General features: G+C 72.4%; 13 protein-coding genes, 2 tRNA genes and 4 pseudogenes. 8 read left to right on the top strand and 11 right to left on the bottom strand.

All coding sequences use genetic code 11. The annotated features are described in order from the left end of the window. From M2266_RS13185 to M2266_RS13175, 3 genes and pseudogenes are all read right to left on the bottom strand, one after another. A complete protein-coding gene (locus M2266_RS13185; protein ID WP_277438370.1) occupies positions 1 to 1,629 on the bottom strand; it encodes a Na+/H+ antiporter subunit D in 1,629 nt (542 codons plus the stop codon). Continuing rightward, a pseudogene (locus M2266_RS13180) lies at positions 1,626 to 2,112 on the bottom strand (Na(+)/H(+) antiporter subunit C). The gene M2266_RS13185 and the pseudogene M2266_RS13180 overlap by 4 nt, the downstream one beginning before the upstream one ends. Continuing rightward, positions 2,109 to 4,983 (bottom strand): annotated as a pseudogene (locus tag M2266_RS13175) (Na+/H+ antiporter subunit A). Before M2266_RS13175 ends, M2266_RS13180 begins: the two co-directional pseudogenes overlap by 4 nt. 114 nt (positions 4,984 to 5,097) lie before the next feature. Here M2266_RS13175 and M2266_RS13170 point away from each other — a divergent pair. Beyond that, complete coding sequence (locus tag M2266_RS13170; protein ID WP_277438369.1) at positions 5,098 to 5,940, top strand: metallophosphoesterase; 843 nt, start codon at positions 5,098 to 5,100, stop codon at positions 5,938 to 5,940. A 74-nt stretch (positions 5,941 to 6,014) separates the two neighbouring features. Here the strand turns inward: M2266_RS13170 and M2266_RS13165 are convergent. Then, positions 6,015 to 6,088, bottom strand: a tRNA-Lys gene (locus tag M2266_RS13165). 181 nt (positions 6,089 to 6,269) lie between these two features. Here M2266_RS13165 and M2266_RS13160 point away from each other — a divergent pair. From M2266_RS13160 to M2266_RS13150, 3 genes are all read left to right on the top strand, one after another. Next, positions 6,270 to 10,007: a S8 family serine peptidase gene (locus tag M2266_RS13160; RefSeq protein WP_277438368.1), complete on the top strand. Its 3,738-nt coding sequence runs from the start codon at positions 6,270 to 6,272 to the stop codon at positions 10,005 to 10,007. An 82-nt stretch (positions 10,008 to 10,089) separates the two neighbouring features. After that, positions 10,090 to 10,163 (top strand) — tRNA-Lys (locus M2266_RS13155). A 219-nt stretch (positions 10,164 to 10,382) separates the two neighbouring features. Then, positions 10,383 to 10,679, top strand: a complete 297-nt coding sequence (locus M2266_RS13150) for a hypothetical protein (RefSeq protein WP_277438367.1) — start codon at positions 10,383 to 10,385, stop codon at positions 10,677 to 10,679. Between the two features lie 77 nt (positions 10,680 to 10,756). On the opposite strand, the gene M2266_RS13145 is transcribed toward M2266_RS13150, so the two are convergent. Beyond that, the gene (locus tag M2266_RS13145) at positions 10,757 to 11,512 is read right to left on the bottom strand and encodes an IclR family transcriptional regulator C-terminal domain-containing protein (protein ID WP_277438366.1); all 756 of its coding nucleotides are present in this window, start codon (positions 11,510 to 11,512) and stop codon (positions 10,757 to 10,759) included. Between the two features lie 320 nt (positions 11,513 to 11,832). Between M2266_RS13145 and M2266_RS13140 the strand changes: the two genes are divergently transcribed. Together M2266_RS13140 and M2266_RS13135 are read left to right on the top strand one after the other, a co-directional pair. Further along, the gene (locus M2266_RS13140) at positions 11,833 to 12,942 is read left to right on the top strand and encodes an LLM class flavin-dependent oxidoreductase (protein ID WP_277438365.1); all 1,110 of its coding nucleotides are present in this window, start codon (positions 11,833 to 11,835) and stop codon (positions 12,940 to 12,942) included. A 222-nt stretch (positions 12,943 to 13,164) separates the two neighbouring features. Beyond that, positions 13,165 to 14,973 carry a glycosyl hydrolase family 18 protein gene (locus M2266_RS13135; protein ID WP_277438364.1) on the top strand — a complete coding sequence of 603 codons (1,809 nt, stop codon included), beginning with the start codon at positions 13,165 to 13,167 and terminating at the stop codon, positions 14,971 to 14,973. Positions 14,974 to 15,057: 84 nt separating this feature from the next. On the opposite strand, the gene M2266_RS13130 is transcribed toward M2266_RS13135, so the two are convergent. After that, the gene (locus M2266_RS13130) at positions 15,058 to 16,782 is read right to left on the bottom strand and encodes an EAL domain-containing protein (RefSeq protein ID WP_277438363.1); all 1,725 of its coding nucleotides are present in this window, start codon (positions 16,780 to 16,782) and stop codon (positions 15,058 to 15,060) included. 362 nt (positions 16,783 to 17,144) lie between these two features. On the opposite strand from M2266_RS13130, the pseudogene M2266_RS13125 reads away from it, so the two are divergent. Both M2266_RS13125 and M2266_RS13120 read left to right on the top strand, forming a co-directional pair. Beyond that, positions 17,145 to 18,269 (top strand): annotated as a pseudogene (locus M2266_RS13125) (M6 family metalloprotease domain-containing protein); the annotation flags it as partial. Positions 18,270 to 18,532: 263 nt separating this feature from the next. After that, complete coding sequence (locus M2266_RS13120; RefSeq protein WP_277438362.1) at positions 18,533 to 19,612, top strand: M6 family metalloprotease domain-containing protein; 1,080 nt, start codon at positions 18,533 to 18,535, stop codon at positions 19,610 to 19,612. Between the two features lie 66 nt (positions 19,613 to 19,678). Here M2266_RS13120 and M2266_RS13115 read toward each other — a convergent pair whose 3' ends face one another. The 5 genes and pseudogenes from M2266_RS13115 to M2266_RS13095 all read right to left on the bottom strand — a co-directional run bounded on the left by M2266_RS13115 (position 19,679) and on the right by M2266_RS13095 (position 25,217). Beyond that, on the bottom strand, positions 19,679 to 20,107 hold the full coding sequence (locus M2266_RS13115) for an OsmC family protein (RefSeq protein ID WP_277441185.1): 429 nt from the start codon (positions 20,105 to 20,107) through the stop codon (positions 19,679 to 19,681). Positions 20,108 to 20,199: 92 nt separating this feature from the next. After that, positions 20,200 to 20,481 (bottom strand): polysaccharide deacetylase family protein, encoded by a 282-nt coding sequence (locus tag M2266_RS13110; protein ID WP_277441428.1) that lies wholly within the window; start codon positions 20,479 to 20,481, stop codon positions 20,200 to 20,202. A gap of 40 nt (positions 20,482 to 20,521) precedes the next feature. Then, positions 20,522 to 20,761: pseudogene (locus M2266_RS13105) on the bottom strand (polysaccharide deacetylase family protein); the annotation flags it as partial. 494 nt (positions 20,762 to 21,255) lie between these two features. After that, the gene (lysX, locus tag M2266_RS13100) at positions 21,256 to 24,483 is read right to left on the bottom strand and encodes a bifunctional lysylphosphatidylglycerol synthetase/lysine--tRNA ligase LysX (RefSeq protein WP_277438361.1); all 3,228 of its coding nucleotides are present in this window, start codon (positions 24,481 to 24,483) and stop codon (positions 21,256 to 21,258) included. Positions 24,484 to 24,554: 71 nt separating this feature from the next. After that, the gene (locus M2266_RS13095; RefSeq protein ID WP_277438360.1) at positions 24,555 to 25,217 is read right to left on the bottom strand and encodes a hypothetical protein; all 663 of its coding nucleotides are present in this window, start codon (positions 25,215 to 25,217) and stop codon (positions 24,555 to 24,557) included. Positions 25,218 to 25,466 lie beyond the last annotated feature (249 nt).

Genomic DNA, 25,466 nt, shown 5'->3' with positions numbered 1-25,466 from the left:
TCAGCGCGCCAGGACCGCCTGCACGTAGGGCGTCCGTGACAGGAGCTCGCCGGCCGCACGGTCGGCGAGCCCCGTCAGCGGTCCTGCCAGCACGGTGTAGGCCAGCCCGAGCGCGACCAGGGTCATGGTCGCGGCGAGCATCGTGCGGGGGAGCGCGGCGCTCGTGGTGATCGAACGACCGCTGAGGGACGCGGACTCGGGGCGCCCGGCGGGCATCAGGGTGTCCTCGTCGGAGTCGTCGGACCCCTCCGCGTCGTCGCCCTCGTCGCTCTCCAGCACGGTGCCGTCCTCGCACAGATCGGGCGGCGCCGCCCGCCAGAACGCCAGGTTCCAGACCTTGATCAGCGCGTAGAGCGTCAGCAGGCTGGTCAGCACACCACCGCCGACCAGCACGTATGCCCAAACGCCCCCGTCGGCGACACCCGCGCGCAGCAGTCCGAGCTTGCCGAGGAAGCCCGACAGCGGCGGGATCCCGGCGAGGTTCATCGCGGGCACGAAGAAGACCGCGGCGAGCAGCGGTGAGATCTTGGCGAGCCCGCCGAGCCGCTGCAGGTCGGTGGTGCCGCCCCGGCGTTCCACCAGGCCGGTGACGAGGAAGAGCGTCGTCTGCACGGTGATGTGGTGGGCGACGTAGAAGACCGCGCCCGCGACGCCCCCGCGGGAGGCCAGCGCGATACCGAAGACCATGTACCCGATGTGGCTGACGAGGGTGAACGACAGCAGCCGCTTGAGGTCGGTCTGCGCGACCGCGCCCAGGATCCCGACGACCATCGACAGCAGGGCGATCAGCATCAGCGGCTCGGCGAGCCGGGTGCCGGGGAAGAGCAGCGTCTGGGTGCGCAGTATCGAGTACACGCCGACCTTGGTGAGCAGCCCGGCGAAGACGGCGGTGACGGGCGCGGGCGCCGTCGGGTAGGAGTCGGGGAGCCAGGCGGCGAGCGGGAAGACGGCCGCCTTGATGCCGAAGACGGTGAGCAGGGCGAGTTGCAGCACCAGCCGGATCCCGGCGGGCAGATCCGCCAGCCGCACGGAGAGCTGCGCGAGGTTCATGGTGCCGGTGGCCGCGTAGACCATGCCGATCGCGACCAGGAAGAGCACCGAGGAGAGCAGCGACACCACGATGTACGTGGCCCCGGCGCGGATCCGGGCCGCCGTGCCGCCGAGGGTCAGCAGGACGTAGCTCGCGGTCAGCATGATCTCGAAGCCGACGTAGAGGTTGAACAGGTCTCCGGACAGGAACGTGTCGGAGACCCCTGCGACGAGGATCAGATAGGCGGGGTGGAAGACCGACAGCGGGGTCGCCTCGTCGCGGTCGGCCATGCCCTGGCCGATGGAGTACACCAGCACGCACAGCGTCACCGCGGACGAGACCACCAGCATCAGCGCCGACAGCCGGTCGGCGACCAGCGCGATGCCGACCGGGACCGGCCAGCCGCCCGCGTGCATCACCTGCGGGCCGTCCCGGTCGGCCGCCACGAGCAGGGTGACGGAGGCGGCCAGCACGACACTGAGGACGGCCGCGCTGATGAACCGCTGGATACGGGGGAGCCGCAGCCCGACGGCGAGTTTGAGGCCGGCGGCGAAGAGTGGGAGGACGACAGGCAGCGGCAGCAGTGTGGTCGCGTTCACCGGTCGGCCCCCAGCACGTTGTCCCACAGTTCGTCGTCGAGGTCCTCGGAGTCCTCGGCGCGCGCCTGCCGGGCCCGGTCCGCCCGGATCACCGTCCGCAACTCGGCCCGCGTCCCCTCGTGTTCGGCCCGCAGCGTCACGCGGATGTCCTCGACGTCGTCCTGGACGTCGTCGCTGCCGGTCAGCTGCCAGCTGCGGTACGCCATCGCCAGCAGGAACGCGGTCAGCGCGAGGGTGATCACGATCGCGGTCAGCGCCATGGCCTGCGGGAAGGGGTCGGAGACCGCTGCGGGATCGGTGCCGGGGGAGAGCAGCGGCGCCTTCCCCGACGGGCCCGAGGTGGCCAGCACCAGCAGGTTCACCCCCGTTGCCCAGCAGGATGGCGCCGAGCAGGATGCGGGTCAGCGGGCGGGCGAGCAGCAGCGCCGTCCCGCAGGCGAAGAGCACCCCGCCGGCGGCGATCAGGGCGACGGTGGCGGTCATGCCTTCCTCCTGGCTTCCTCGCGCTCGATCTGCTGGTCGATCTTGGCGCCGAGGCTGCGCAGCACATCGAGGACGACCCCGAGGACCAGCAGGTACACGCCGCAGTCGAAGAGCACGGAGCTGGGGACGTGTACGTCGCCGAAGAGCGGCAGCCGGGTGTGGAACACCCCGCCGGCCAGGACGTCGGAGCCGAACACCAGCCCGCCCAGGGCCCGTTCCGACGGAGACCATCAGGCCCGCGCCGAGCAGGAACCCGGCGTCGACGGGAGCCGCCTCCGCCAACTCGTACCGCCCGCCCGCCAGATACCGCACGACGAGGGCGAGACCCGCGACCAGCCCGGCCGTGAAACCGCCGCCCGGCAGGCTCTCCGCGCAGAACAGCAGGTACAGCGAGAGCACGAGGATGGGGTGGAAGACCAGCCGCGCCACCACCTCGAAGACCACCGAGCGCCGGTCCGGGTCGAGGGTGGCGCCGGCCGCCAGCCAGGTGCGCTCCGGGGCCGCGCGGGGACCGGCGCGCACCTCCGCCGCCCACACGCCCGCGGCCCCGCCGCCGTCCTGGGCACGCGGCAGCGAGCCGGCCCGGCGGCGCAGGTAGAGCAGGCTCGTCACGCCGACGGCCGCGACCGCCAGCACCGCCGACTCGCCCATCGTGTCCCAGGCGCGCAGGTCGACGAGGATCGTCGCGACCACGTTCCGCAGCCCGTCGTGCCCGGTCGCGGCGACCATGTCGGCGCCCGCAGCCGGGTGCCGGCGGGCGGCCAGCGCCAGATACGTCAGGCCCGCCGCCAGTGTCCCGGCGGTGACGCCGAGCGCGGCGTGCAGAGCGCGGCGCCACACCGTCGCGGTTGGCGGGAAGCGGTGCGGGAGGCGGCGCAGCACCAGGACGAACACGACGATGCTGGTCGTCTCCACCGTGAACTGCGTCAGCGCGAGGTCCGGCGCCCCCTGCAGCACGAACAGCACGCCGGTGCCGTAGCCGGTGGTGCCGGCCAGCACCACCGCCTTCATCCGCTGCCGGGTCGGCAGGCACAGCACGCCCGCCGCCGCCACGGCGATCGCCACCGCGATCTGGCCCGCGTCGTCCCCCCAGCGCGGGGCGCCACCCCACGCCCAGGGCCGGTCGGTGAGCAGCGCCGCCGCCTCGGCGCCCGAGAAGACCAGCAGCGCCGTGCCGAGGTACACCGGCAGTGAACCGCGCTGGATGCTCCCGGTGAGCTGCAGCGCGAAGCGCTCGGTCTGCCACAGGATCTGGGCGAACGCCGCCTCGGCGCTCGGCCACGCCAGCCGCTTGCCCCAGCGCACCAGGCGCTCGCGCACGACGAACAGGGCCACGCCGGCCACCCACGCGATCTCCGACAGGGTGAGAGGGAGGCCGGCGCCGTGCCACAGCGCCAGGTGGTAGGGGGTTCCGAGGGACGGGAACGCGGCCGCGTAGCGCGCCATCAGCGGCTGCAGCAGGCCCACCCACGGGCCCAGTACCAGGCCCGCCAGCGCCAGCAGTGCGGTGGGGGCCAACAGGGCCACGTTCGTCCCTCGGTCGCGCGCGGTCGCGGGCGGCCGGTCGGGCGACGTGGCCGGGCCGAAGGCGCCGTACAGGAAGCGCAGCGTGTACGCGGTGGTCAGCGCCGAGCCGGCGACGGCGGCGTAGAGGGTGAGCCGGTCGGCCGCGCCGCCGGCCCAGAGCGCCGCGAACGCGGCCTCCTTGGCGGCGAAGCCGAGGAAGGGCGGCAGGGCCGCCATGGAGGCGCCCGCGAGGCAGGCAGCGGCGCAGACCAGCGGCATCGCGCGCGCCAGACCGCCGAGGCGGCGGATGTCGCGGCTCCCGGTGGCGTGGTCGACGATGCCGACGACGAGGAACAGCGGCGCCTTGAACAGCGCGTGCGTCAGCAGCATGGTGGCGCCGGCCAGCGCGGTGTACCGGGATCCGGCCCCCACCAGCGCGGTGAGGAAGCCGAGCTGGCTCACCGTCCCGTAGGCCAGGATCCGTTTGAGGTCCGTCTCGCGCAGCGCCCGCCAGCCGCCGAGCAGCATGGTGGCGGCCCCGAGCGTCAGCGTCACACCCCGCCAGGGCGCGACCGCGGCGAAGGCGGGGGAGAGCCGGGCGACGAGGTAGACGCCGCCCTTCACCATGGCCGCCGCGTGCAGATAGGCGCTGACCGGCGTCGGCGCCGCCATGGCACCGGGCAGCCACAGGCTGAACGGCCAGATCGCGGACTTCGACAGCGCCCCGGCGAGCACCAGCACCAGGGCGACCGGCACCGCCGTGCCGCCGAGCGGCGGCGGATGCGCGACGAGGACGGAGATCCGGTAGGTGCCGGCGGCCTGACCGAGTATCAGCAGACCGACGAGCATGGCGAGCCCGCCGACGGTGGTGACGAGCAGCGCCTGCAGCGCGGAGCGCCGGTTGGCCTTCTTCACCGACAGATGGCCGATGAGCAGGAACGAGAACACGGTGGTGAGTTCCCAGAAGACGTAGAGCAGGATCAGGTCGTCGGCGAGGACGAGCCCGAGCATCGCCCCGGCGAAGGCGGTCAGATTGCCCGCGAAGCTCGCCAGTCCCGGCTCGTCGTCCGCGAAGTAGCCGCCGCAGTAACCGAGTACGAGCGCCCCGACGCCGCCGACCAGCACGGTCAGCAGCAGCCCCAGGGCGTCGAGCCGCAGCGCGATCTCCAGGCCGAGCGCGGGCGCCCACCGCCACCGCTCGACGCGCACCGCGCCGTCGGCGACCGACGTCCACCACGTGAGCGCCCACACCGCCGTGGCGGCCGGCGCCAGCGCGAGGACGAGGAAGGCCCGCCGGCCGAGCCACCGCACCAGAGGGGTGGCACAGGCGGCGAGGACGAAGTGGGCGGCGACCAGGGCGAGCACGCGGCGAACACTTCCGCCGCCCCGGCGGTGCGGCCGACCGGCGCGCCCTGCGTAGGCCAGGATCACCCATTGGGCGGGGTACCGCCCGTGGCCGGATCCGCCTACCGTCTGCATATGCCGGATGGAAAGCTCTGGGGTATCAGCGACCTGCATGTGGCGTTCGCGGAGAACCGGAAGATCGTCGAGGGCCTGCGCCCCGAGTCGGACACCGACTGGCTGATCGTCGCGGGCGACGTCGGCGAGCTGACGGACGGCATCGAGTGGGCGCTGACCCTGCTGAGCAGCAGATACGCCCGGGTGGTGTGGGCGCCTGGCAACCATGACCTGTGGACGCCCGCCGAGGACCCGGTCCAGTTGCGCGGGGAGGCGCGCTACCGCCACCTGGTCGAGATGTGCCGGTCGCTGGGCGTGCTGACCCCGGAGGACCCGTACCCGGTCTGGGCGGGCGCGGGCGGCCCGGCCGTCGTCGCGCCGCTGTTCGTCCTCTACGACTACACGTTCCGCACCGAGACCGCCGCGAACAAGGAGGAGTCGCTCGCGCAGGCGTACAAGTCCGGGATCGTGTGCAGTGACGAGTTCCTGCTGCACCCGGATCCGTTCCCGAGCCGCGACGCCTGGTGCCGGGCGCGGGTGAAGGAGTCCGAGCGCCGGTTACTGGACTGCGACCCGGCCCTCCCGCTGGTCCTGGTCAACCACTTCCCGCTGGTCCGCCAGCCCACCCGGATCCTGCACTACCCGGAGTTCGCCCAGTGGTGCGGCACGGAGCGGACGGCCGACTGGCACCAGCGCTTCACGGTGAGCGCGGTGGTCTACGGACATCTGCACATCCCCAGGACCGCCTGGTACGACGGGGTCCGCTTCGAGGAGGTCTCGGTCGGCTACCCCCGGGAATGGAACCGCCCGGGCCACCCCAGGACCGTCCCGCGCCAGATCCTCCCGGAACCGGAGAACCGGTGACGTGAGCCTGCGCGACCCGCGCACCGGAGCACGAAGAAGGCCCCCCGCTTCCGCGAGGGGCCTTCGACCGTCTGTGCGCCGTCAGGGACTCGAACCCCGGACCCGCTGATTAAGAGTCAGCTGCTCTAACCAACTGAGCTAACGGCGCGTGTTGACATGGAAGATCGTACCCGATCCTCCGGGGTGCTCAAAAACGGCCGCCGGACCCCCCCGGGCGGGCGCCCGATCCGCGGCGGACGGACGCCAGAGGCGCGGCGGATGTCCGCCAGGCGGGATCCTGCCAGGCCGGGGCGGTGCGCGGCGCGGCTCCGTGCCGATAGATCATGTGCATGACGCCGATAAGACGCCGTGCCTCCGTGCTCGCCAGCGCCACCGCGCTCGCGCTCGGCACCGGACTCCTCCTCCCCGCCACCTCCGCAACCGCCGCCGCCCCCGGCGCCGCCCCGCGCACCGCGGCGCCGCAGGCAAAGACGTACGACATCACCCTGGTCTCCGGAGACGTCGTGCACTTCGCCGACGGGGCCGGCGCGCAGGACACCGTCACCGTGGACCGCCCGCACGGAGCCCCCGGCGGCGTGCACGTCCAGCAGGCGGGCGGTGAGACCTACGTCCTGCCGGACGAGGCGCTGCCGCTGCTCGCCGCGGGCCGACTCGACCGCCGGCTGTTCGACGTGACGGCGCTGGTGAAGATGGGTTACGACGACGCCCGCTCCGGCGGCGTCCCGCTGATCGCCACCTACACCGCCGCCGCCCGTGCCGCGCGCTCGCTGCCCGCCGCCCCCGCGGGCAGCACCGCCACCCGATCGCTGTCCAGCATCGGCGGCGCCGCGCTCAAGGCGCGCAAGAAGGACACCCGCGCCTTCTGGCAGGACGTGGTTGCCACCCCCGCGAAGGCCGGGGCGCTCGACAACGGCATCGACAGGCTGTGGCTGGACGGCCGCGTCGAGGCGAGCCTGAAGGAGTCGGTACCGCAGGTCAACGCGCCGCAGGCGTGGGCGCAGGGGTACGACGGCAAGGGCCGCAAGGTCGCGATCCTGGACACCGGGATCGACGACACGCACCCGGACCTGAAGGACCAGGTCTCCGCCGAGCAGAGCTTCGTCCCCGGCCAGGCGGTCACCGACGGGAACGGCCACGGCACGCACGTCGCCTCGACGATCGCGGGCACCGGGGCCGCCTCCGGCGGCGACTACAAGGGCGTCGCGCCCGGCGCGAAACTGCTCATCGGCAAGGTGCTCTCCAACGAGGGGTCCGGGGCGGACTCCGGGATCATCGCCGGCATGGAGTGGGCGAAGGCCCAGGGCGCCGACGTGGTCAGCATGAGCCTCGGCTCGCCGCTCCCCGACGACGGTACCGACCCGATGGCCCAGGCGGTGGACCGCCTCTCGGCCGACGGCGGACCGCTCTTCGTCATCGCCGCGGGGAACGCGTACGCGGCCGGCTCCATCGGCGCGCCCGGCTCGGCGGCCACAGCACTGACGGTCGCCGCCGTCGACAAGCAGGACGGCCGCGCCGACTTCTCCAGCATGGGTCCGCTGAGCGGCTCGTACGGGCTGAAGCCGGACATCTCCGCCCCCGGCGTCGACATCACCGCGGCCCGCTCGCAGGCGCTCACCTCGGGCAGCGGCATGTACCAGACCATGTCCGGCACCTCGATGGCCACCCCGCACGTCGCGGGCGCCGCCGCGATCCTCAAGCAGCGGCACCCCGACTGGACCGGGCAGCAGCTCAAGGACGCGCTGATGAGCTCGTCGAAGCAGCTCAGCGGCTTCACCCCGTACGAGATGGGCACCGGGCGGCTCGACGTGCTCGCCGCCGTGGACTCCACCGTCCAGGCCACCGGCTCGGTCGCCGCCGCCGTCTACCCGTGGCCGCACGCCGGCGCCGCGAGCACCACGCGCACCATCACCTACCGCGACAACGGCGCGGCGGACGTCACGCTGAACCTGGCGCTGGACCCCGCCGCCCGGGCGGCCGGCGCCTACACGCTGTCCGCGAGCACGGTCACCGTACCGGCGGGCGGCACCGCCGCCGTCACCCTCACCCTGGACCCCGCGGCCGTCCCGTCCGCGACCACCTTCTCCGGCCAGGTCACCGCGACCGACGCGGCCGGCGGCGGGGCCGTCGCGCACACCGGCTTCGCGCTCACCAAGGAGCAGGAGCTCTACGACTACACGATCAAGCTGACCGGACGCGACGGGAAGCCGGCCGCCGGCACCGTCGTCCTCGCCGAGAAGAGCGACCCGTACCTGTCGCCGCTCGCCGTGGACGGCGAGCGCACCCTGCGGCTCCCGCCGGGGACGTACATGACGTACGCGGAGCTCGAGGTCGCCGGCGACACCCCGGACTCCCGCGGCCTGGCGGTGCTCGCCAGCCCGGAGACGGTCCTCACCAAGAGCACCACGGTGCGGCTCGACGCCAGTAAGGCGCACAAGGTCAGCACCCGCGTCCCGCAGGAGACCGAGCAGCGGCAGCTGCACCTGGACCTGGCCCGCACCTTCTCCAACGGCAACCTCATCCGCGACGCGTACATTGTGCCCCCGGCGTTCGACGCCGTCTACGCCGCGCCCACCCGGAAGGTCACCGACGGCACCTTCTCCTTCGTGACCCGCTGGCGGCTCGGCGAGAAGCAGGTCGACGCCTCGTCGCGCGGCCGGGACCTCGACCTGACGCCGCAGGCCGGCGCCACGGTCGACGACGGCTCATCCAGGCTGCGCGTCGTCACCGCGGGCAAGGGTGCCGCGGCCGACTACGCCGGTCTGGACGCCAAGGGCAAGGCCGTCGTCGTCACCCGCAGCGCGGACGTCTCTCCCGCCGACCGCGCCGCGAACGCCGTCGAGGCCGGCGCCGAACTGTTGATCGTCGTCAACGACGGCACCGGCCGGCTCTCCGAGTACTACGCGGACGACGCGGGCACCAGCACCCCGCTCGGCGTCGTCTCGATCATGCGCGACGCGGGCGCCCGGCTCGTCGCCGACGCCAGGGGCGGCAGGCTCACCCTCGACATCACCCAGCGCACCTACCCGCGCTACCTCTACGACCTGCTCGCGCAGCAGGACGGCACGATCCCCGACCGGCCCCTCGCCTACACCCCCGACCCGAAGCGGGACCTGGCCCGGATCGACGCCACGTACAACGGCGACCGGCAGCGGGCCGGCGGCGGCTTCCGCTACGACATCCCGGCCTGGGGGCCGGGCGTCGGCTTCGCCGAGAAGGAGAGCTATCCCGGCACGCGCACCGAGTACGTCTCGCAGCAGCACGGCGCGGGCTTCTGGTACGAGGACCACGCCGTCTACAAGCCCGACTACTCGGACGTGATGTTCGAGATGCGCGGCGGCAACGACCGCTTCACCGCGGGCCGGCACTACACCACCTCGTGGTTCGGCGGGGTCCAGCGGCCGCGCCTGGGCCAGGCGTTCTGGGGTCCCAACCGCAGCGTCTACGACGACATCCAGTTCAACCTCACCCCGTGGACGGACGCGGGGGCGGGCCACTCCGGCTCGATGCCGTCGGACGAGTACGACACCACCACGTACGCGGTCTACCAGGGCGACAAGCTGCTGGACCAGGGCGCGGGGCGCGCCGGGTACGTGTCGGCGGCCCCCGGCACCGCGCCGTACCGGTTCGTCCTGGACTCGACCCGGGACGCGGCCGCCTGGAAGTCCTCCATCCGCACCCACACCGAGTGGGGCTTCGTCTCCGGACCGCTCCCGAAGGACGGGCCGTTCCAGGAGGACATCAAACTGCTCCAGCTCGACTACGACGTGCCCACGGACACCGCGGGTGACGTCAGGGCCGGGCAGTGGACGCGGATCGGCCTCTCCTCGCGCACGCAGGAGTGGCTGAACGGCGTGACGAAGGCCACCAGGGCGACGTTGTCGGTCTCGTACGACGACGGAAGGACGTGGGCGCCGACCCTCCTGGTGCGGACGGGCGACGGCTCCTGGAACACGCTCGTCAGGACACCGAACAAGCCCGGCGGCTCGGTCTCGCTCAAGGCCACCGCGCAGGACGGCAGGGGCGGCACCGTCGCCCAGGAGATCATCCGGGCGTTCGGGCTGCGCTGATCCGAGGGCCCGCACGGCGGGACGCGGGCCGGAGGGGGATGGTCATCAGCACCCCCTCCGGCCCCGTATGATTGACACGTAGGCGCCGTTAGCTCAGTTGGTTAGAGCAGCTGACTCTTAATCAGCGGGTCCGGGGTTCGAGTCCCTGACGGCGCACAGCAGGGCAAGACGAAGGGCGCTCTTCCTCCGGGAAGAGCGCCCTTCGTCGTTTCCGGCACACGGGAGGGCCGCCGTACGGCATCAGGACCGGAAGTCGTCCGCCACCGCCAAGTCCTCGCACCGGGCCCACCCGCACGGAGCAGCCCGGCGGGCGGGTGGGCCGACGGGGTGATCCACTGGTTCGGTCTCGCAAAACTCCCCCCATAGGAGCTCAGCATGGCGATCCTCATCGTCTTCGACATCCCCGGCATGACCCAGGATGCCTACCAGCAGTCCATCGTCAAGCTGACCGGCGGCCGCGACAAGGTCGAGACCTCGTCGGACTGGCCCGTGCCCGGCCTCATCACGCACACGGCCGCTCCCACCCCCAACGGCTTCTTCGTCGCCGACGTCTGGGAGTCCGAGGAGGCGTTCCAGAAGTTCGGCGCGATCATCCGGCCGATTCTGGAGGAGCTCGGCGTTCCGGACGCGGAGCCGAAGGTCTACCCGGTGGTCAACCTGGTGACCCCGTAGTCCTGGCGTCACGGTCGAAGGCCCCCGCTCGCGAAGCGCGGGGGCCTTCTTCGTGTTCCGGGGACGGGCCGGCTCCCTCAGAAACTGAGCGAGAGCAGCACCGGGGCCGCGCGTTCGTTCAGGGTGTCGACGGCCGGCTTGAGGCGGTGGGCCTGCGAGGTGGGCATCGACAGCGCGAGGCACGCGACCGTCTTGCCGATGGTGACCGGGACCGCCGCGCAGACCGTGCCGACCGCGTATTCCTGGAGGTCGAGCATGGGGTGGCCGGCGGGCCGGCTCTCCAGTTCCGACAGCAGGGCCCGCTCGTTGACGACGGTGCGCGAGGTGAGGCGCGCGGTCCTGTGGCGGGAGAGGTGGTCACGGCGCCTGTGGTGGTCGAGCTGGGCGAGCAGGCACTTGCCGATCGCGCTGGCATGGGCGGAGGAGCGGAAGTCCACCCATTCGTTCACCCGCGGGGTGTCCGGCCCGTCCGCGACGTCCACCACCGTCACCTCGCCGTCGTCGTAGCGGCCGAAATAGACCGCTGCGCCGACCTCGTCACGCAGTTCGTTGAGGACGCTGTTGAGCTTGTCGGCGAGCGCCTGCTCGCGGTCGGCGGCGCCCAGCAGCACCAGGGATTCGCCGGTCACGTATCCGCCGCCGGGCAGGAACGCGACATAGCGCTCGCGCTTGAGCATGGCCAGCAGTTGTGAGAGGTATCCGATGGGCACGCCGATCTCGCGGGCCAGCTGCTCGGCCGTCACGCCGTGTCGGTGGCGGTCGACCGCCTCCAACACGCGCAGCGCGTACTGCACCGCGTACACCGGCGCGATCTGTCGGTACTCAAGCGCCACGAAATCCCCCTGCACGTGTGCCGTTCGCGTCCGGTGCGGCGTGCCGTTCGTCACGGCGGGAGCCGCTGGTCACGGCCGCCGGAACCGCGCGAACCCGGCCAGTCGAGCCTTCTTCCACGATAGCCGCAACGGCGTTCCAGGTAGAGGCCGTTGACCGGCTGACTGGTGGTCTTCGTGCACAAATGCAGGAAGTCGCGCTATCGGCATATGCCAATGGCCTCCTTGCACGTCGATTGCCGCGCGGAAGGTCCGGGAATAACCGGAGTCGGTCTCCGGTTGAAGATGCCGCAGGCGAATACGTGACCGAGGAGGCGCCCCCCGTGGGAGACGAACCGCAGACCACCGATGACATCCGCGGAGCAGCCCGCGGCAGCGCGCCCGTGCCGCTGTCCGTGCTCGATCTGGCGACCGTGGGAAGCGGGCTCACCGCCACGCAGGCCCTGCGCGCCAGTGTCGAACTGGCCAAGCTCGCAGAGGCTCGCGGATTCCACCGGATGTGGGTCGCCGAGCACCACTCGATGCCGGGTGTGGCCAGCTCGTCCCCCGCGGTGATCCTCGCTCACCTCGCCGCGTACACCCGCACGCTCCGGCTCGGCTCCGGCGGGGTGATGCTCCCCAATCACGCCCCGCTGGTGATCGCCGAGCAGTTCGGCACCCTGGAGGCGCTCGCGCCCGGCCGCATCGACCTGGGTCTCGGCCGCGCGCCCGGCACCGACGGCGCCACCGCCGCCGCGCTGCGCCGCACCGACCGCCCGGACGGCGCCGACGACTTCCCGCGCCAGCTCGACGAGCTGACCCGGTTCCTGGACGACGACTTCCCGGACGGCCACCGCTACGCGCGCATCCACGCGATCCCCGGCCCGGTGCAGGGCTCCGTTCCCGGCGGGGTGCAGTCCGCGTCCCGCCCGTCGGTCTGGCTGCTGGGCTCGTCCGGCTTCAGCGCCCGACTGGCCGGCGCGCTGGGCCTGCCGTTCTCCTTCGCGCACCACTTCTCCGCGGCCAACACCGTTCCCGCGCTGGAGCTCTACCGCGAGTCGTTCCGCCCGTCCGCGGTCCTGGACCGGCCGTACGCGGCCATCGGCGTCTCCGCCCTCGCGGCGGACGATCCGGCCGAGGCGCGCCGCCAAGTGCTCACCGGCGCGCTCGGGATGCTGCGGCTGCGCACCGGGCGGCCGGGACTCATCCCGTCCCCCGAAGAGGCCGAGGCATACGAATTCAGCTCCCTGGAGCGCGAGTTCATCGACTCGTGGCTGGTCAACGTGGTGCACGGCGGCGCGGAGGAGGTCCGTGACGGGCTCGACTCACTCGTGAAGCGGACCGGCGCGGACGAGCTGATCATCACGGCCAACGCCCATACCCCTGCCGCCCGGCTGCGCTCCTACGCGTTGATCGCGGACGCCTACGGGCTGCCCGGTGGTGACGGGTCGTAGGGCCTCCCGGCGGTTAACGCCGGGTTTCCCGAGGGGGTGTGGTCCACGCTCCGGAAGGACATCTTCCGCATCCTTAACTCAGCCTAAAGCCGCTTGTCAGCACCTGCGACAGGCGGCTTTTCGCTGGCCGGAGGGGGTTTCCGGCGGGTAGCCGAGGCGTCAATTGGTCTAGTCCTAAGTCTGGTTCAGACCATTGACCTGAGCGTCTCGGGGGCGCTATTCATGCTGCAGCCCCCCTGCAGCTCCCTCTCCCCCTGGAGGACTTTCGTGCAGCTCCATAAGAGATCACTCGTGGCGGCCGCCACCAGTGCGGCCCTCGCCCTCGGCGCGATCACCGCGCTCGTCGGCGGGCTCTCCCCGGCGAGCGCCGCGGTTACCGACGCCCAGCCGGCCGCCGCGGCCGCGAGCAGCGGCGGGGTGAAGATCGCCTACTACGACCAGTGGAGCGTGTACGGCAACGCCTTCTACCCCAAGGACCTCGACACCCGCGGGATAGCGAGCAAGCTGGACGTCATCAACTACTCGTTCGGGAACATCCACCCGACCGACCTCACCTGCTTCGAGGCCAACAAGGCGGCCTCGCAGGACGAGAACAACCCCAGCGCCGGCGACGGCGCGGGCGACTCCTTCGCGGACTACCAGAAGTCCTTCGGCGCGGCCGACAGCGTGGACGGTGTCGGCGACACCTGGAACCAGCCGATCACCGGCGCGTTCAACCAGCTGCGGAAGCTCAAGGCGAAGTACCCGAAGCTGAAGGTCAACATCTCCATCGGCGGCTGGACGTACTCCAAGTACTTCTCCGACGCCGCGAAGACCGACGCGAGCCGCAAGAAGTTCGTGACCTCCTGCGTCGACCAGTACATCAAGGGCAACCTGCCCGTCGACGGCGGCTTCGGCGGCCCCGCCTCCGCGGCCGGCGTGTTCGACGGCATCGACCTCGACTGGGAGTACCCGGGTTCGACCGGCGGCCACCTCGGCAACCACGTGGACGCGGCCGACAAGCAGAACTTCACGCTGCTGCTCGCCGAGTTCCGCAAGCAGCTGGACGCGTACGGCACCGCCAACGGCGGCAAGAAGATGCTGCTGACCGCCGCGCTGCCGGCCGGCCAGGACAAGATCGCGCACATCGAGACCAACAAGGTCGGGCAGTACCTCGACTACGCGAACATCATGACCTACGACATGCACGGTGCCTGGGACGCCGACGGACCGACGTACCACCAGTCGCCGCTCGTCCCCGCCGCCGGCGACCCGACCGACCCGATCGCGCCGGGCACCGAGAAGTACAACGTCACCAACGCGGTGAACTCCTGGCTCGACGGCAACACCACGTACGGCATCGCGGGCGGCTTCCCCGCCAACAAGCTGACGCTGGGCTACGAGCTCTACTACCGCGGCTGGACGGGCGTCACCGCCGGCGCCAACCACGGCCTCGGGCAGCCCGCCACCGGGCCGGCCCCGGCGCGCAGCCTCAGCGCGACGGCCGGCATCGCGTACTACAAGGAACTCGGCGGCATCGTCGACAACCCGGCGACCACCTTCTGGGACGACGCGTCGAAATCCTCGTACTTCTACAACGGCACGGAGTTCTGGACCGGCCTCAACGCCCAGTCGATCCAGGCCCGCGCGGACTACGCGCACTGCCGCGGACTGGCCGGCGCGATGATGTACTCGCTGCTGGACCTCGACACCGGCACCACGCTGCTGAACAAGATCAACACCGCGGTGGGCGGCTCCGCGACCGGCTGTGGCACCACCACCCCGCCGACCACCCCGCCGACGACGCCTCCGACCACCCCGCCGACGACTCCGCCGACGACTCCTCCGACCACGCCTCCCACCACCCCGCCGACGACGCCGCCCACCGGCACCTGCGCGGCGGCCGCCTGGAGCTCCTCCGCGGTCTACACCAGCGCCAGCGGAACGGTCTCCTGGAAGGGCCACAACTGGAAGGCCAAGTGGTGGACGACGGGCGAGGAGCCCGGCACCACCGGCGAATGGGGCGTGTGGCAGGACCTCGGGGCCTGCTGACCTGACCGCCCCATCCGGAGGCCCGCGTCCCTTCCCCCCACGGACGCGGGCTCCGGCATGTGCGGGGAGCGCTGCCGGCCCGCGTCAGGTCTCGAGCAGGCCTGAGATCCGCTCGGCGGCGACCGGGCGGGAGTAGTGCCAGCCCTGACCGGTGTCGCAGCCGATCCGCCGCAGCCGCTCCGCCTGTTCGGCGTTCTCGACGCATTCCGCGGTGACGGTGAGGCCGAGCCGGTGGGCGAGCTCCACCAGGGCCTCGACGATGGTCTCGTCGGCGGGGTTGGGGTGTTCGGCCGAGCGGAAGCCCTGGACGAAGGAGCCGTCGAGCTTGAGGGCGGAGACGGGCAGCCGGCTCATGTAGGCGAGGTTCGAGTAGCCGGTGCCGAAGTCGTCGATGGCGATCCGCACGCCCATCTCGCTCAGCGCGTGCAGCGCCTGCAGCGGCCGGCCGGCGGATCCCATGACGGCGGACTCGGTGAGCTCCAGCTGCAGCAGTTCCGGCGGCAGCCCGGTCTCCTCCAGGATGGTGGCGACGTCGGCGACGAGGTCGGAGTCCCAGACCTGGCGGACCGCGACGTTGACGCTGATGAAGATCGGGTCGTCCGGGTGGTCCTTCTGCCAGACCCGCGCCTGGCGGCACGATTCAGCAAGCACCCAGCGGCCGAGCTGGACGATGGAGCCGTTCTCCTCGGCGAGACCGATGAAACGGTCCGGGGCCAGCCGCCCGAAGTGCGGGTGCTGCCAGCGGACCAGGGCCTCGACGCCGCGCAGCACCCCGCTGTCGAGTCCGACGAGCGGCTGGTACTCCAGGATGAACTCGCCGCGCTCCACGGCCTGCCGCAGTGTGCTGGACAGCGCCTGGCGCGTCATGCGGTGGGCGTTGCGCTCCGGGTCGAAGAGCGTCCAGCGGGCCTTGCCGTCCGCCTTGGCCCAGTAGAGCGTGGTGTCGGCGGCCTGCATCAGACCGGTGGCGGAGCTGCCGGCCACCTCTCGCTCGACCACGCCGATGCTCGCCGACACCGCGAGCCGCTGCCCGTCGACGTCGAACGGCCGTTGCAGCGCGGTGAGTACGGACTCGGCCAGCACGGTGGCCTGCCCGGTGCCGGTGGAGTCCCTGACGAGCAGGGCGAACTCATCGCCGCCGAGCCGGGCGACCAGGTTGCCGCCGGGCTCCGCACAGACCAGCAGCCGCTCGGCGACGGCGGCGAGCAACTCGTCGCCGATCCGGTGCCCGAGGGTGTCATTGATGGCCTTGAAGCCGTCGAGGTCGAGGTAGCACAGCCCGATGCGCCCCGTTCTGCTGCCGGCGCCGTCGAGAGCGGCGGCGAGCCGTTCGAAGAACAGCGCCCGGTTGGGCAGCCGGGTGACGGAGTCGTGCATCCGCAGGTGGCGCAACTGTTCGCGCAGGCTGTGGCGTTCACCGACGTCCTCGACGGAGAGCAGCGCGGCGCCGCAACCGCCTCCGGTGCCGGTGAGCGTCAACTCGGCCCACACGAAACCGCCGTCGCGCCGCTTCAGACGGCGGGTGCACCGCAGTTGGTCGCGGCGGCCGGCGAGCACCTCGCGGTAGGCGGTGCGGGCCGGGTCGTCGTCGGCGAGTCCCAGTAGCCCGGCCGCGACGCGGGCGGCGAGCCCGGCGGCGCTGGTGGCGAGGAGCGCGCCGAGGGCCTGGTTGGCCTCCAGTACCGAGCCGTCGCGGTCCACCAGTGCCATGGGCAGCCGGGCCGCGGTGAAGGCGGCGCGGTAGTCGCGCGGTTCGCCGGCCGCTGGGGCCCGTGGGTCAGAAGTGATTCCGTTACTCTGCGTGAGCATTACCGGTGTGATGTCGGGCTCGGCGCTGGGGCCGCCCGAGGGTCCGCCCATTGCCCGCTCCCCATGTCGCGCTGCTCTCTGGGCGATCATAGGCGCTGGCGGAGCGGAGGAACCAGCGCCGTTGTGGTGATTCTTGGCACGCACGCTGACGGATTGATCGTTTCTGCACGAAAGCGGTGGCCAAGTGACCGCTTCGCATAATCCATCACGCACAGTAAGGGAGTCGTCCACACCTCGTGCGGAGCAACTCAACAGGGCATACCGCCGCAATCCATAGCAACGTGGTGAAGGTGCCCCGAACGGGCTCGCGATTACTTCCCGGAGGCCCACCGGAGGTTCATGTGCGGCGGACAGGCATCCTCATACGGGCGCGGCGGCGACCCCTGCGCGCGTTGGCGGCGGCGGCGAGCGTCTTCGCCGCCGTCGTCGCCTGGACGCTCGTCGCGGGACCCGCCGCGGCGGCCACCGCTGCCGGCGGGGACTGCGCCCTGCCGCGCACGTCGGCCCACCACTCCGAGGGAGTGGATACCTGGAATGCCGCGTTCCCCCGTCCGAGTACGGTCCTGGACGCCGTGATGATCTTCCTGTCGTTCCCCGACGCGGTGCCCGACCTGACCCCGGAGGAGGTCGCGGCCGACCACTTCCCGGCCACCTCGCTCTTCTACGACCGCGCCTCGTACGGGCGGTTCCAGCTGCGCTCGCATCCCGTCGACCGCTGGATCCCGATGCCCCGCGCCTCCACCGACTACCGGATCCGGCGCGACTGGGACGCCGACCAGCGCGCCGCGTACCTGCGGGACGCGATCGACGCGGCCGACCCCGCGGTGGACTTCTCGGCGTACGACCTCGTCTACCTGGTCGCGGACCCGGACGCCCCCGGCGTCGACGCGGACGCCACCAAGGTCGTCAACCTCGGCACCCCGATGCGGGCCGACGGCACCGATCTGCGGCGGCTGGTCACGGTGTTCGAGCAGCACCCGCCCGACCACAACGTGCTGGCCCACGAGACCGGCCACGTCTTCGACCTGCCCGACCTCTACTCCCGGCCGGCCGCGGGCAGCGACGCCGACTGGGACACCAGGGTCGGCGACTGGGACCTCATGGGCAGCCAGTTCGGCCTCGCCCCCGAGCCGTTCGCCTGGCACAAGTGGAAGTTCGGCTGGCTGGAGGACCACCAGGTGCAGTGCGTGTCCCAGCACGGCACCAGCTGGCACGAACTGACACCCCTGGAGACCGCGGGCGGCACCAAGCTCATCGTCGTCCGCACCGGGCGGCGTACCGCGCTCGCCATCGAGGCGCGTTCGGCGACCGGCAACGACGCGGGTCTGTGCCGGGAGGGCGTCCTGCTCTACGAGGTGCGCTCCAACCGGGAATCCGGCGAGGGCCCGGTCACCGTCCTCGACGGCCACCCCGCCACCTCCGCCTGCCAGGACGGCTCCGCCTACCCGCCGCTGGCCGACGCGCCGCTCGGCGCGGGCGAGTCCTACGCCTACGACGCGGGGCCTGGTCCACGTGACGGCCGCCTCCCACTCCGCGGACGGCTCCTGGGCCGTCAAGGTCAGCGAGGAATAGCGCCGTGGCGACGGACGGGCGAATACCGTGGATGCCCGGAGCGGGGCTCAAAGCCGCCGCCATCGGGACGGTCGCGCTGCTCGCGGTGGCCAGCACGGCCGCCACCGGGCCGCAGGCCGCCTACTCCCCGCCGACGGCGTCCAGGCCCTGCGCGCTGCGCGCGACGCCGGGCACCGCGATGTCCGAGGGCTTCCCGGACCGGTCCACGCGGGGGCCGGGCAGCGAGTTCGCCCCGTCGACCGGCGAGGTGCGGGCCCTGACCCTGTTCCTCGACTTCTCCGACGCGCCCGCGCCCTACAGCGCCGGTGAGCGGTACGCGGAGTTCTTCCCCGCCGTCACGCAGTGGTTCGACCGCGGCTCGTACGGGAAGCTGCGCTACGAGTCGACGCCCGTGCTGCGCTACATCCGCATGCCCAAACCGTTCTCCGCGTACGGGATCGGCCGCGGCTACGGCTGGGACGCGCACACCGCGATGATGCGCGACCTGCTCGCGGTCGCCGACCGGGACATCGACTTCCGCGGCTACGACCTGGTCAACATCCTCGTCACGCCCAACGCGGGGCCGCCCGCCGACGAGGCCGTCCTGTCGGTCACCTGGACCGGCGCCTCAGCCGCCACCACCGACGAGGGCGCCCGGCTCGACCGGGTCTCGCTCGTCTACGGCCACGACCAGTCCGGCTCCCGCGTCCTCGCCCACGAGAACGGCCACGCCTTCGGCCTGCCCGACCTGTACGCCGCCGACGACTTCCAGCGCACCGACACCCTCGCCGGCCAGTGGGACAGCATGTCCCTGGACTGGGGGCTGGGCGGCGACCTGTTCGCCTGGCACAAGTGGCGGCTCGGCTGGCTGGACGACTCGCAGATCGCGTGCGCCTCCGTGCGCGGCGAATGGACGTACGCGCTGCGCGCCGTCTCCCTGCCCGGCGGCCGGAAGGCCGTGGTCGTCCCCTACGGGCGGACCACGGCGTATGTGATCGAGGCCCGGCAGACGTCGGGCAACGACCGTGAGGCCTGCCGCGAGGGCGTCCTCGTCTACCAGGTCCATACCGACATCGATTCGGGCGCCGGGCCGGTCTCCGTCCGGGACGCCCATCCCGCCACCAGCGCCTGCGACTTCAGCAGCGGCTCGTTCAACTCCCTCAACGACGCACCCTTCCGCGTCGGCGAGGTGTTCGACGACCCGGCGGTGGGCCTGACGGTCCGCGTGCTGGGCCGCGACCCCGCCGGTGACTGGGATGTCCAGGTGACCCGCCGCTGAATCCGCGACCACGGCGCACCGGCTCTCCGGAGGGGGAGAGCCGGCGCACCGGGGCGAAGCGGACCGTCAGGCGAGGAGCTCGGCCCGCAGGGTGATGTTCACCCCGGCCAGGGCCTTGCTGACGGGGCAGTTGGCCTTCGCGTCCTGCGCCGCGGCCTCGAACACCTCGGCGGTGATGCCGGGTACGTGGGCCTTGACGGACAGCACGATGCCGGTGATGCCCTCGCCGGGCTGGAACGTCACGTCGGCCTGGGTCTGTACGGACTCCGGCGGGGTGCCCGCGCCGGCGAGGCCGTGCGACAGCGCCATCGAGTAGCAGGACGAGTGCGCGGCCGCGATGAGTTCCTCGGGGCTGGTCTTGCCGTTGGCCGCCTCCGCGCGCGAGGGCCAGGAGACCTCGTAGCTGCCGACCCCGGAGGAGTCGAGGGAGACGGTGCCGGAGCCGTCGAGGAGGGCGCCCTTCCACTGGGTGGTCGCGGTGCGGGTGGTTGCCATGGTCACAAGCCTCCAAGAGAGAGCGGGAAAAGCCTCTCGCACGCTACCCCGCCACCGGGCCCGGGGCGGGGGAAGCCGGCGGCGCGGGAGGGTCAGCGGCCGGGGAAGCTGTACGTGTAGTGCTGCGCGTCGAGCTGGTCCAGCAGTTGGGACAGCGCCTGCACCGTCTGGGAGCGGTCGCCGCCGCCGTCGTGCATCAGCACGATCGCGCCGGGCCCGAGGTTGGCGTTGACGTGGTGCACGATGGCCGCCGCCCCGGGCCGCTTCCAGTCGTCGGAGTCCGAGGTCCAGCCCAGCGGGCGCATCCCGTGGCCGGCGGCTATCTCCCGTATCCACGGCTTGAAGTCCCCGCCGGGCGCCCGGTAGTAGGGCACCTCGGCGCCGGGCCCCCGCCGCGTCGGTGATCTCCTGGCGGGCGTCCAGGATCTCGTGCCGGTTGTAGTCGGCGGACTTGGAGCTCTGGTGCTCGTCGTGGTGCACGGAGTGGTCGCACAGCCGGTGGCCGGCCGCCGCGATCTGCCGCACGACGGCGGGGTGGGCCTGGGCGTTCGGGCCGATCTCGCAGAAGGTGGCCTTCGCGTGGTGCCGGGCGAGCAGGGCCAGTATCTGCGGCGTCCAGCGCGGGTCGGGGCCGTCGTCGAACGTGAGGGCCACGGCCTTGCCGCCGTCCTCCAGGCCGTGCTGTATCTCCCGGCTGACGCGGTGTCCGCCGGGCGCGTCGTCGGACGGCACGGTCGGCGAGGACGAGGCGGGCGGCGTCGGCTTGGCGGGCCGCGTGGACGGGGCCGGCGAGGATGTGGCGGGCGGCGTGCCCGTCCGCGTCTGGTGGGGAATGGCGGCCGAGGACGGGGTGGGCGATGGAGGAGAGACGTGCGCCGAGTGGGTGCCCTGCTGGCCGCCGCAGGCCGCCAGGGCGGCTCCCGCGAGCGTCACCCCCAGAGCGGTGGCGGTGGATTTCCTCGCGCTGCTCGGCGCCACGGTTGTACCTCCATCGATGCGCTCGCGACCTGAGAGGGCCGGTCCGCACCGGACCGGCCCTTTCCTACGTTCCGTCGCTCCACCGTAAGCGCAGCCCGCGGCGGGCGCCCTCGTCCGTTCGGTCAAAATCAGGCGGTCCCGTGTCCCGCTTCGACGGGTATATCCGCAGATCAGCGCCGACGGACCAGGGGGAACGGCAGGGTCTCGCGGATGGAGCGGCCGGTAAGGAACATCACCAAGCGGTCGACGCCGATGCCCAGCCCGCCCGTCGGCGGCATCGCGTACTCCAGGGCGGTCAGGAAGTCCTCGTCCAGTTCCATCGCCTCGGCGTCGCCGCCTGCCGCCAGCAGCGACTGCTCGGTGAGCCGGCGGCGCTGCTCGACCGGGTCGGTCAGCTCCGTGTAGGCGGTGCCCAGTTCGGTGCCGTACGCGACCAGGTCCCAGCGCTCCGCGAGCCGCGGGTCACCGCGGTGCTGCCGGGTGAGCGGGGAGACGTCCAGCGGAAAGTCCTTGTAGAAGGTCGGAGCGGTGGTGCGCTCCTCGACCAGCCGCTCGTACATCTCCAGCACGATGTCGCCGCGCCCGTCGCCGGGGGCGTGCGGCACGCCCGCGCTGTCGCAGAGCCGCCGCAGCACCTCGGGCGGGGTGTCGGCGGTGACCTCCTCGCCGAGCGCCTGTGAGATCGCGTCGTTGACGGTCCGTACCGGCCACAGCCCGGACAGGTCGACCTCGCCGCCGTCCCGGCGGGCGGTCTGCGAGCCGTTGGCTGCGGTCGCGGCCCGCTGGATCAGATCGCGGGTCAGGTCCAGCATCGTGTCGTAGTCGGCGTAGGCCTGGTATGCCTCCAACATCGTGAACTCGGGGTTGTGCTTGTACGACACGCCCTCGTTGCGGAAGGTGCGGCCGAGTTCGAAGACCTTCTCCACGCCGCCGACGCAGAGCCGCTTGAGGTACAGCTCCGGGGCGATGCGCAGGTACAGGTTCAGGTCGTAGGCGTTGATGTGGGTGGTGAAGGGACGCGCGTTGGCGCCGCCGTGCACCGGCTGCAGCATCGGCGTCTCGACCTCCAGGTACCCGCGCTCCACCAGCGACTCGCGCACCGAGTGCACCGCGGCGCTGCGGGCCCGCAGCACCTCGCGGGCGTCGGGCCTGACCACCAGGTCGAGATAGCGCTGCCGCACCCGGGCCTCCGGGTCGGTCAGGCCGCGCCGCTTGTCGGGCAGCGGGTGCAGGCACTTGGCGTTCAGCCACCAGGTGGACGCGTCGGCGGTCACCTCGCCGGCCCGGCTCACGCCCATCACTGCCTCGAAGCCCAGCAGGTCGCCCAGATCGACGTCGGAGCCGAACGAGCGCAGGCCCGCGGCGGTGAAACGGTCCCGGTCCAGCAGGACCTGCAGATCGCCCGACCAGTCCCGCAGCGTCACGAACAGCACGCCGCCGTGGTCGCGCAGCCGCAGCACCCGCCCCGCCAGCCGCACCGGGGTACCGGCGGGCGCGACCGCCGCCGCGGCCAGGCTGTGCGTGGGCTCGACGCCGGGCGGGTACGGGTCGCTCTCCGCGTCCCGCAGCCGTTCCAGCTTCCGCATCCTGACCCGCACCTGCTCCGGGCGTCCGGAGTCGGCCGACCGGCTCGGCCCGGCCGCCGACAGGTCCGCGGCCGCCGCCACGGCCTCCTCCAGCGGGACGAACGACGGCACCGCGGCCGGCGCCTCCGCGCCCCGGTCCCGCCAGAAGCACAACCGCGGCATCTCCACGAAGCCCTCCGCGATACCGGAGGCCAGGCCGATACGGGCCAGGTCCTTCGCCTCGGAGTAGCAGAGGAAGCGCGGATACCACTGCGGCTGGTACTTCACGTTGGACCGGTAGAGGGCCTCCAGCTGCCACCACCGGGAGAAGAAGAGCAGCAGGCGCCGCCACAGCCGCAGCACCGGCCCGGCACCGATCCTGGCGCCCTCCTCGAAGACCGAGCGGAAGACCGCGAAGTTCAGCGAGATCTGCCGGATGCCGAGCCGGGGCGCCTGCGCGGCCAGCTCCGTCACCATGAACTCCATGATCCCGTTGGGCGCGGCCGGATCCCGCCGCATCACGTCCAGCGAGACTCCGGCCCGGCCCCAGGGCGCGAACGACAGCAGCGCGATGACCTGTCCCGCGTCGTCCAGCGCCTCCACCAGCAGGCATTCGCCGTCCGCCGGATCGCCGAGCCGCCCCAGCGCCATCGAGAAGCCGCGTTCGGTGTCGGTGCCGCGCCAGGTGTCGGCCCGTGCCACCACCTCACGCAGCTCCTCGGCCGACAGCTCGCGGTGGCGGCGGATCCGGCTCGTCGCACCGGTGCGCCGCACCCGGTTGACGGCCTGCCGGGTGCCGCGCATCTCGCGCCCGCCCAGATCGAAGTCGCCGACCTCCAGCACTGCCTCGTCGCCGAGTTCCAGGGCACCGAGCCCGGCCCGGGAGTACGCCTTCGCGCCCTCCTCACCCGCGCCCATCACGGCCGGCACCCACCCGTACCGTGCCGCGTGCTCCAGCCACGCCTCGATGGCGGGCCCCCACGCCTCGGTGTCGCCCAGCGGATCACCACTGGCCAGGCAGACGCCCACCTCGACGCGGAAGGTGACGGCGGCCTTGCCGCTGGGCGAGAACACCACCGACTTGTCGCGCCGGGTGGCGAAGTAGCCGAGCGAGTCCTGCTCCCCGTACTTCGCCAGCAGGGCGCGGATCCGCGGCTCGTCGTCGCCGTGCAGCGCCGCTTCGACCTTCTGCGAGCGGAACAGCGCGGCGGCGCCGGCGAGCAGCGCGAGCGCGCCGAACAGACCGAGCCAGAAGTTGGTCCAGAAGGGGGGATGGCCGATGCCTTCGGGCAGGTCGTTGACCCCGCCGACCACCCGGTTGACCGCCCACCGCAGCCGGTCCTTCCCGACCAGCGTGCCGGGGAACACCGACAGCAGCGCCCAGCCGGCCAGGACGCCGATCACGAGGCCCACCAGCAGCACCAGCAACGCCCGCCAGAACGCGCCCTTGCGCACCCGAGCGGAGAATTCGCCGCGCGCGATCACCAGTACGGCGAGCGCCGTACCGGTGATCGCCAGCGCGGGGATGGCGCTCCACTCCGAGAAGAAGATCAGCAGCACGTTCGCCAGGACCGTCAGCCCGAGGAACACCACGACGATCCAGTACGCGACCCGCTTGCGGGCCGCCAGCGCTCCGGCCAGCAGTATCAGGAACGCCGCGTAGGCGAGGTTCGCGGACGCCGGCACCGTCAGGATCTCGATCCAGCGGAGCACGGGTCGCAGCAGGCGGTGCAGGGGGCCGATGACGGCGAGGACGGCGCAGAAGACGGCGAGGACGGCGAAGAACTCCCCGAACCACTCCGGCACCGAGCGTTTCCAGCGGGGTTCCTCCATACGACCATGCTGGCCGACTCCGGGGTTTCCGCAACCGGACACCGCCGCTTCCGCCCGCTGGTGAGGGTGCCTCAGTCGTCGTCGCCCCGGGACCGGCGGCGGCGCAGGACGACCGTCCCTGCCAGGGCTGCGGCGACGAGTGCGGCGCCCAGCGCGGTCTCGGCGGGGTTCATGCCGATGCCGCCGCCGAGGCCGGTCTGCACGCCGCCCCTGGGGGTGCGGGACGAGACGGTGAGGGTGCCGGTGAACGGGCCCTCCTTGTGGGCGGAGCCGCTCTGGCAGGTCACCGAGACCTCGTACTCGCCCGGCTCGGTGCCCTCCGGGATCGTGCCGACGCCGCCGACCTGATTGTCGAGCGTGGAGAGGGTGACCGGGGGGATGGCGGAGCCGCCCGTCTTCGACCGGAACGTGGCGGTGCCGGACGTGCCGGTGCAGTTGCCGCCGTCGAACACGGAGAACTGGCCGCCCGGGGCCACCGGGTTCGGCTGGACGATGACGGGGTTCGTGGGCACCACCGGCTTGAGGGGCACGGTGGGTGAGGACAGCTCGGCGGGCCCGGTGGGCTCCAGGAGGTCGGCGGGCGTGGTGGGCTGCAGCAGCTCGGCGGGCGTCGAGGGCTCCGCGGACTCGACGGGGACGACGGGCTCGGGTGGCGCGGCGGACGCGGGTCCCATCGCGGTCAGCGCGATGACCGCGGCGAGGGCGGAGCCGGCAAAGAGGTGCTGTGAGCGCATCGGGTGTCTCCCAGGGCGGGGTCACGGACAGTGTTCCGTCGGGCGGACAGGAACCCGCCCTCCCCCCGAGGACATCCGGATGCCGGGCCCGGTGCCTGTCGGCCGTCCGGCCGGGGTTACGCCGAACGGGCCAGCGGACGGGCCGGTCCGCGCTGGTCAGGGGGGTGCTCGGACCGTCAGGACCGGATGCCGGCGCCACCGCCGGTCGGGTGAACGGGGTCGGGTCCGCCGGCCGGGCGCCCGGCCCGC

Source organism: Streptomyces sp. SPB162 (genome assembly GCF_029504575.1).
GTDB lineage: Bacteria > Actinomycetota > Actinomycetes > Streptomycetales > Streptomycetaceae > Actinacidiphila.
The sequence above is the reverse complement of the archived record's forward strand: the minus strand, read 5'-3'. Positions and strand labels throughout refer to the sequence as shown.

Bases quoted from the DNA above. Each gene is read 5' to 3' on its own strand.
- M2266_RS13170 (WP_277438369.1), top strand. From the start codon at position 5,098: ATGCCGGATGGAAAGCTCTGGGGTATCAGCGACCTGCATGTGGCGTTC.
- M2266_RS13160 (WP_277438368.1), top strand. From the start codon at position 6,270: ATGACGCCGATAAGACGCCGTGCCTCCGTGCTCGCCAGCGCCACCGCG.
- M2266_RS13150 (WP_277438367.1), top strand. From the start codon at position 10,383: ATGGCGATCCTCATCGTCTTCGACATCCCCGGCATGACCCAGGATGCC.
- M2266_RS13135 (WP_277438364.1), top strand. From the start codon at position 13,165: ATGCTGCAGCCCCCCTGCAGCTCCCTCTCCCCCTGGAGGACTTTCGTG.
- M2266_RS13130 (WP_277438363.1), bottom strand. From the start codon at position 16,782: ATGCTCACGCAGAGTAACGGAATCACTTCTGACCCACGGGCCCCAGCG.
- M2266_RS13120 (WP_277438362.1), top strand. From the start codon at position 18,533: ATGTCCGAGGGCTTCCCGGACCGGTCCACGCGGGGGCCGGGCAGCGAG.
- M2266_RS13115 (WP_277441185.1), bottom strand. From the start codon at position 20,107: ATGGCAACCACCCGCACCGCGACCACCCAGTGGAAGGGCGCCCTCCTC.
- lysX (WP_277438361.1), bottom strand. From the start codon at position 24,483: ATGGAGGAACCCCGCTGGAAACGCTCGGTGCCGGAGTGGTTCGGGGAG.
- M2266_RS13095 (WP_277438360.1), bottom strand. From the start codon at position 25,217: ATGCGCTCACAGCACCTCTTTGCCGGCTCCGCCCTCGCCGCGGTCATC.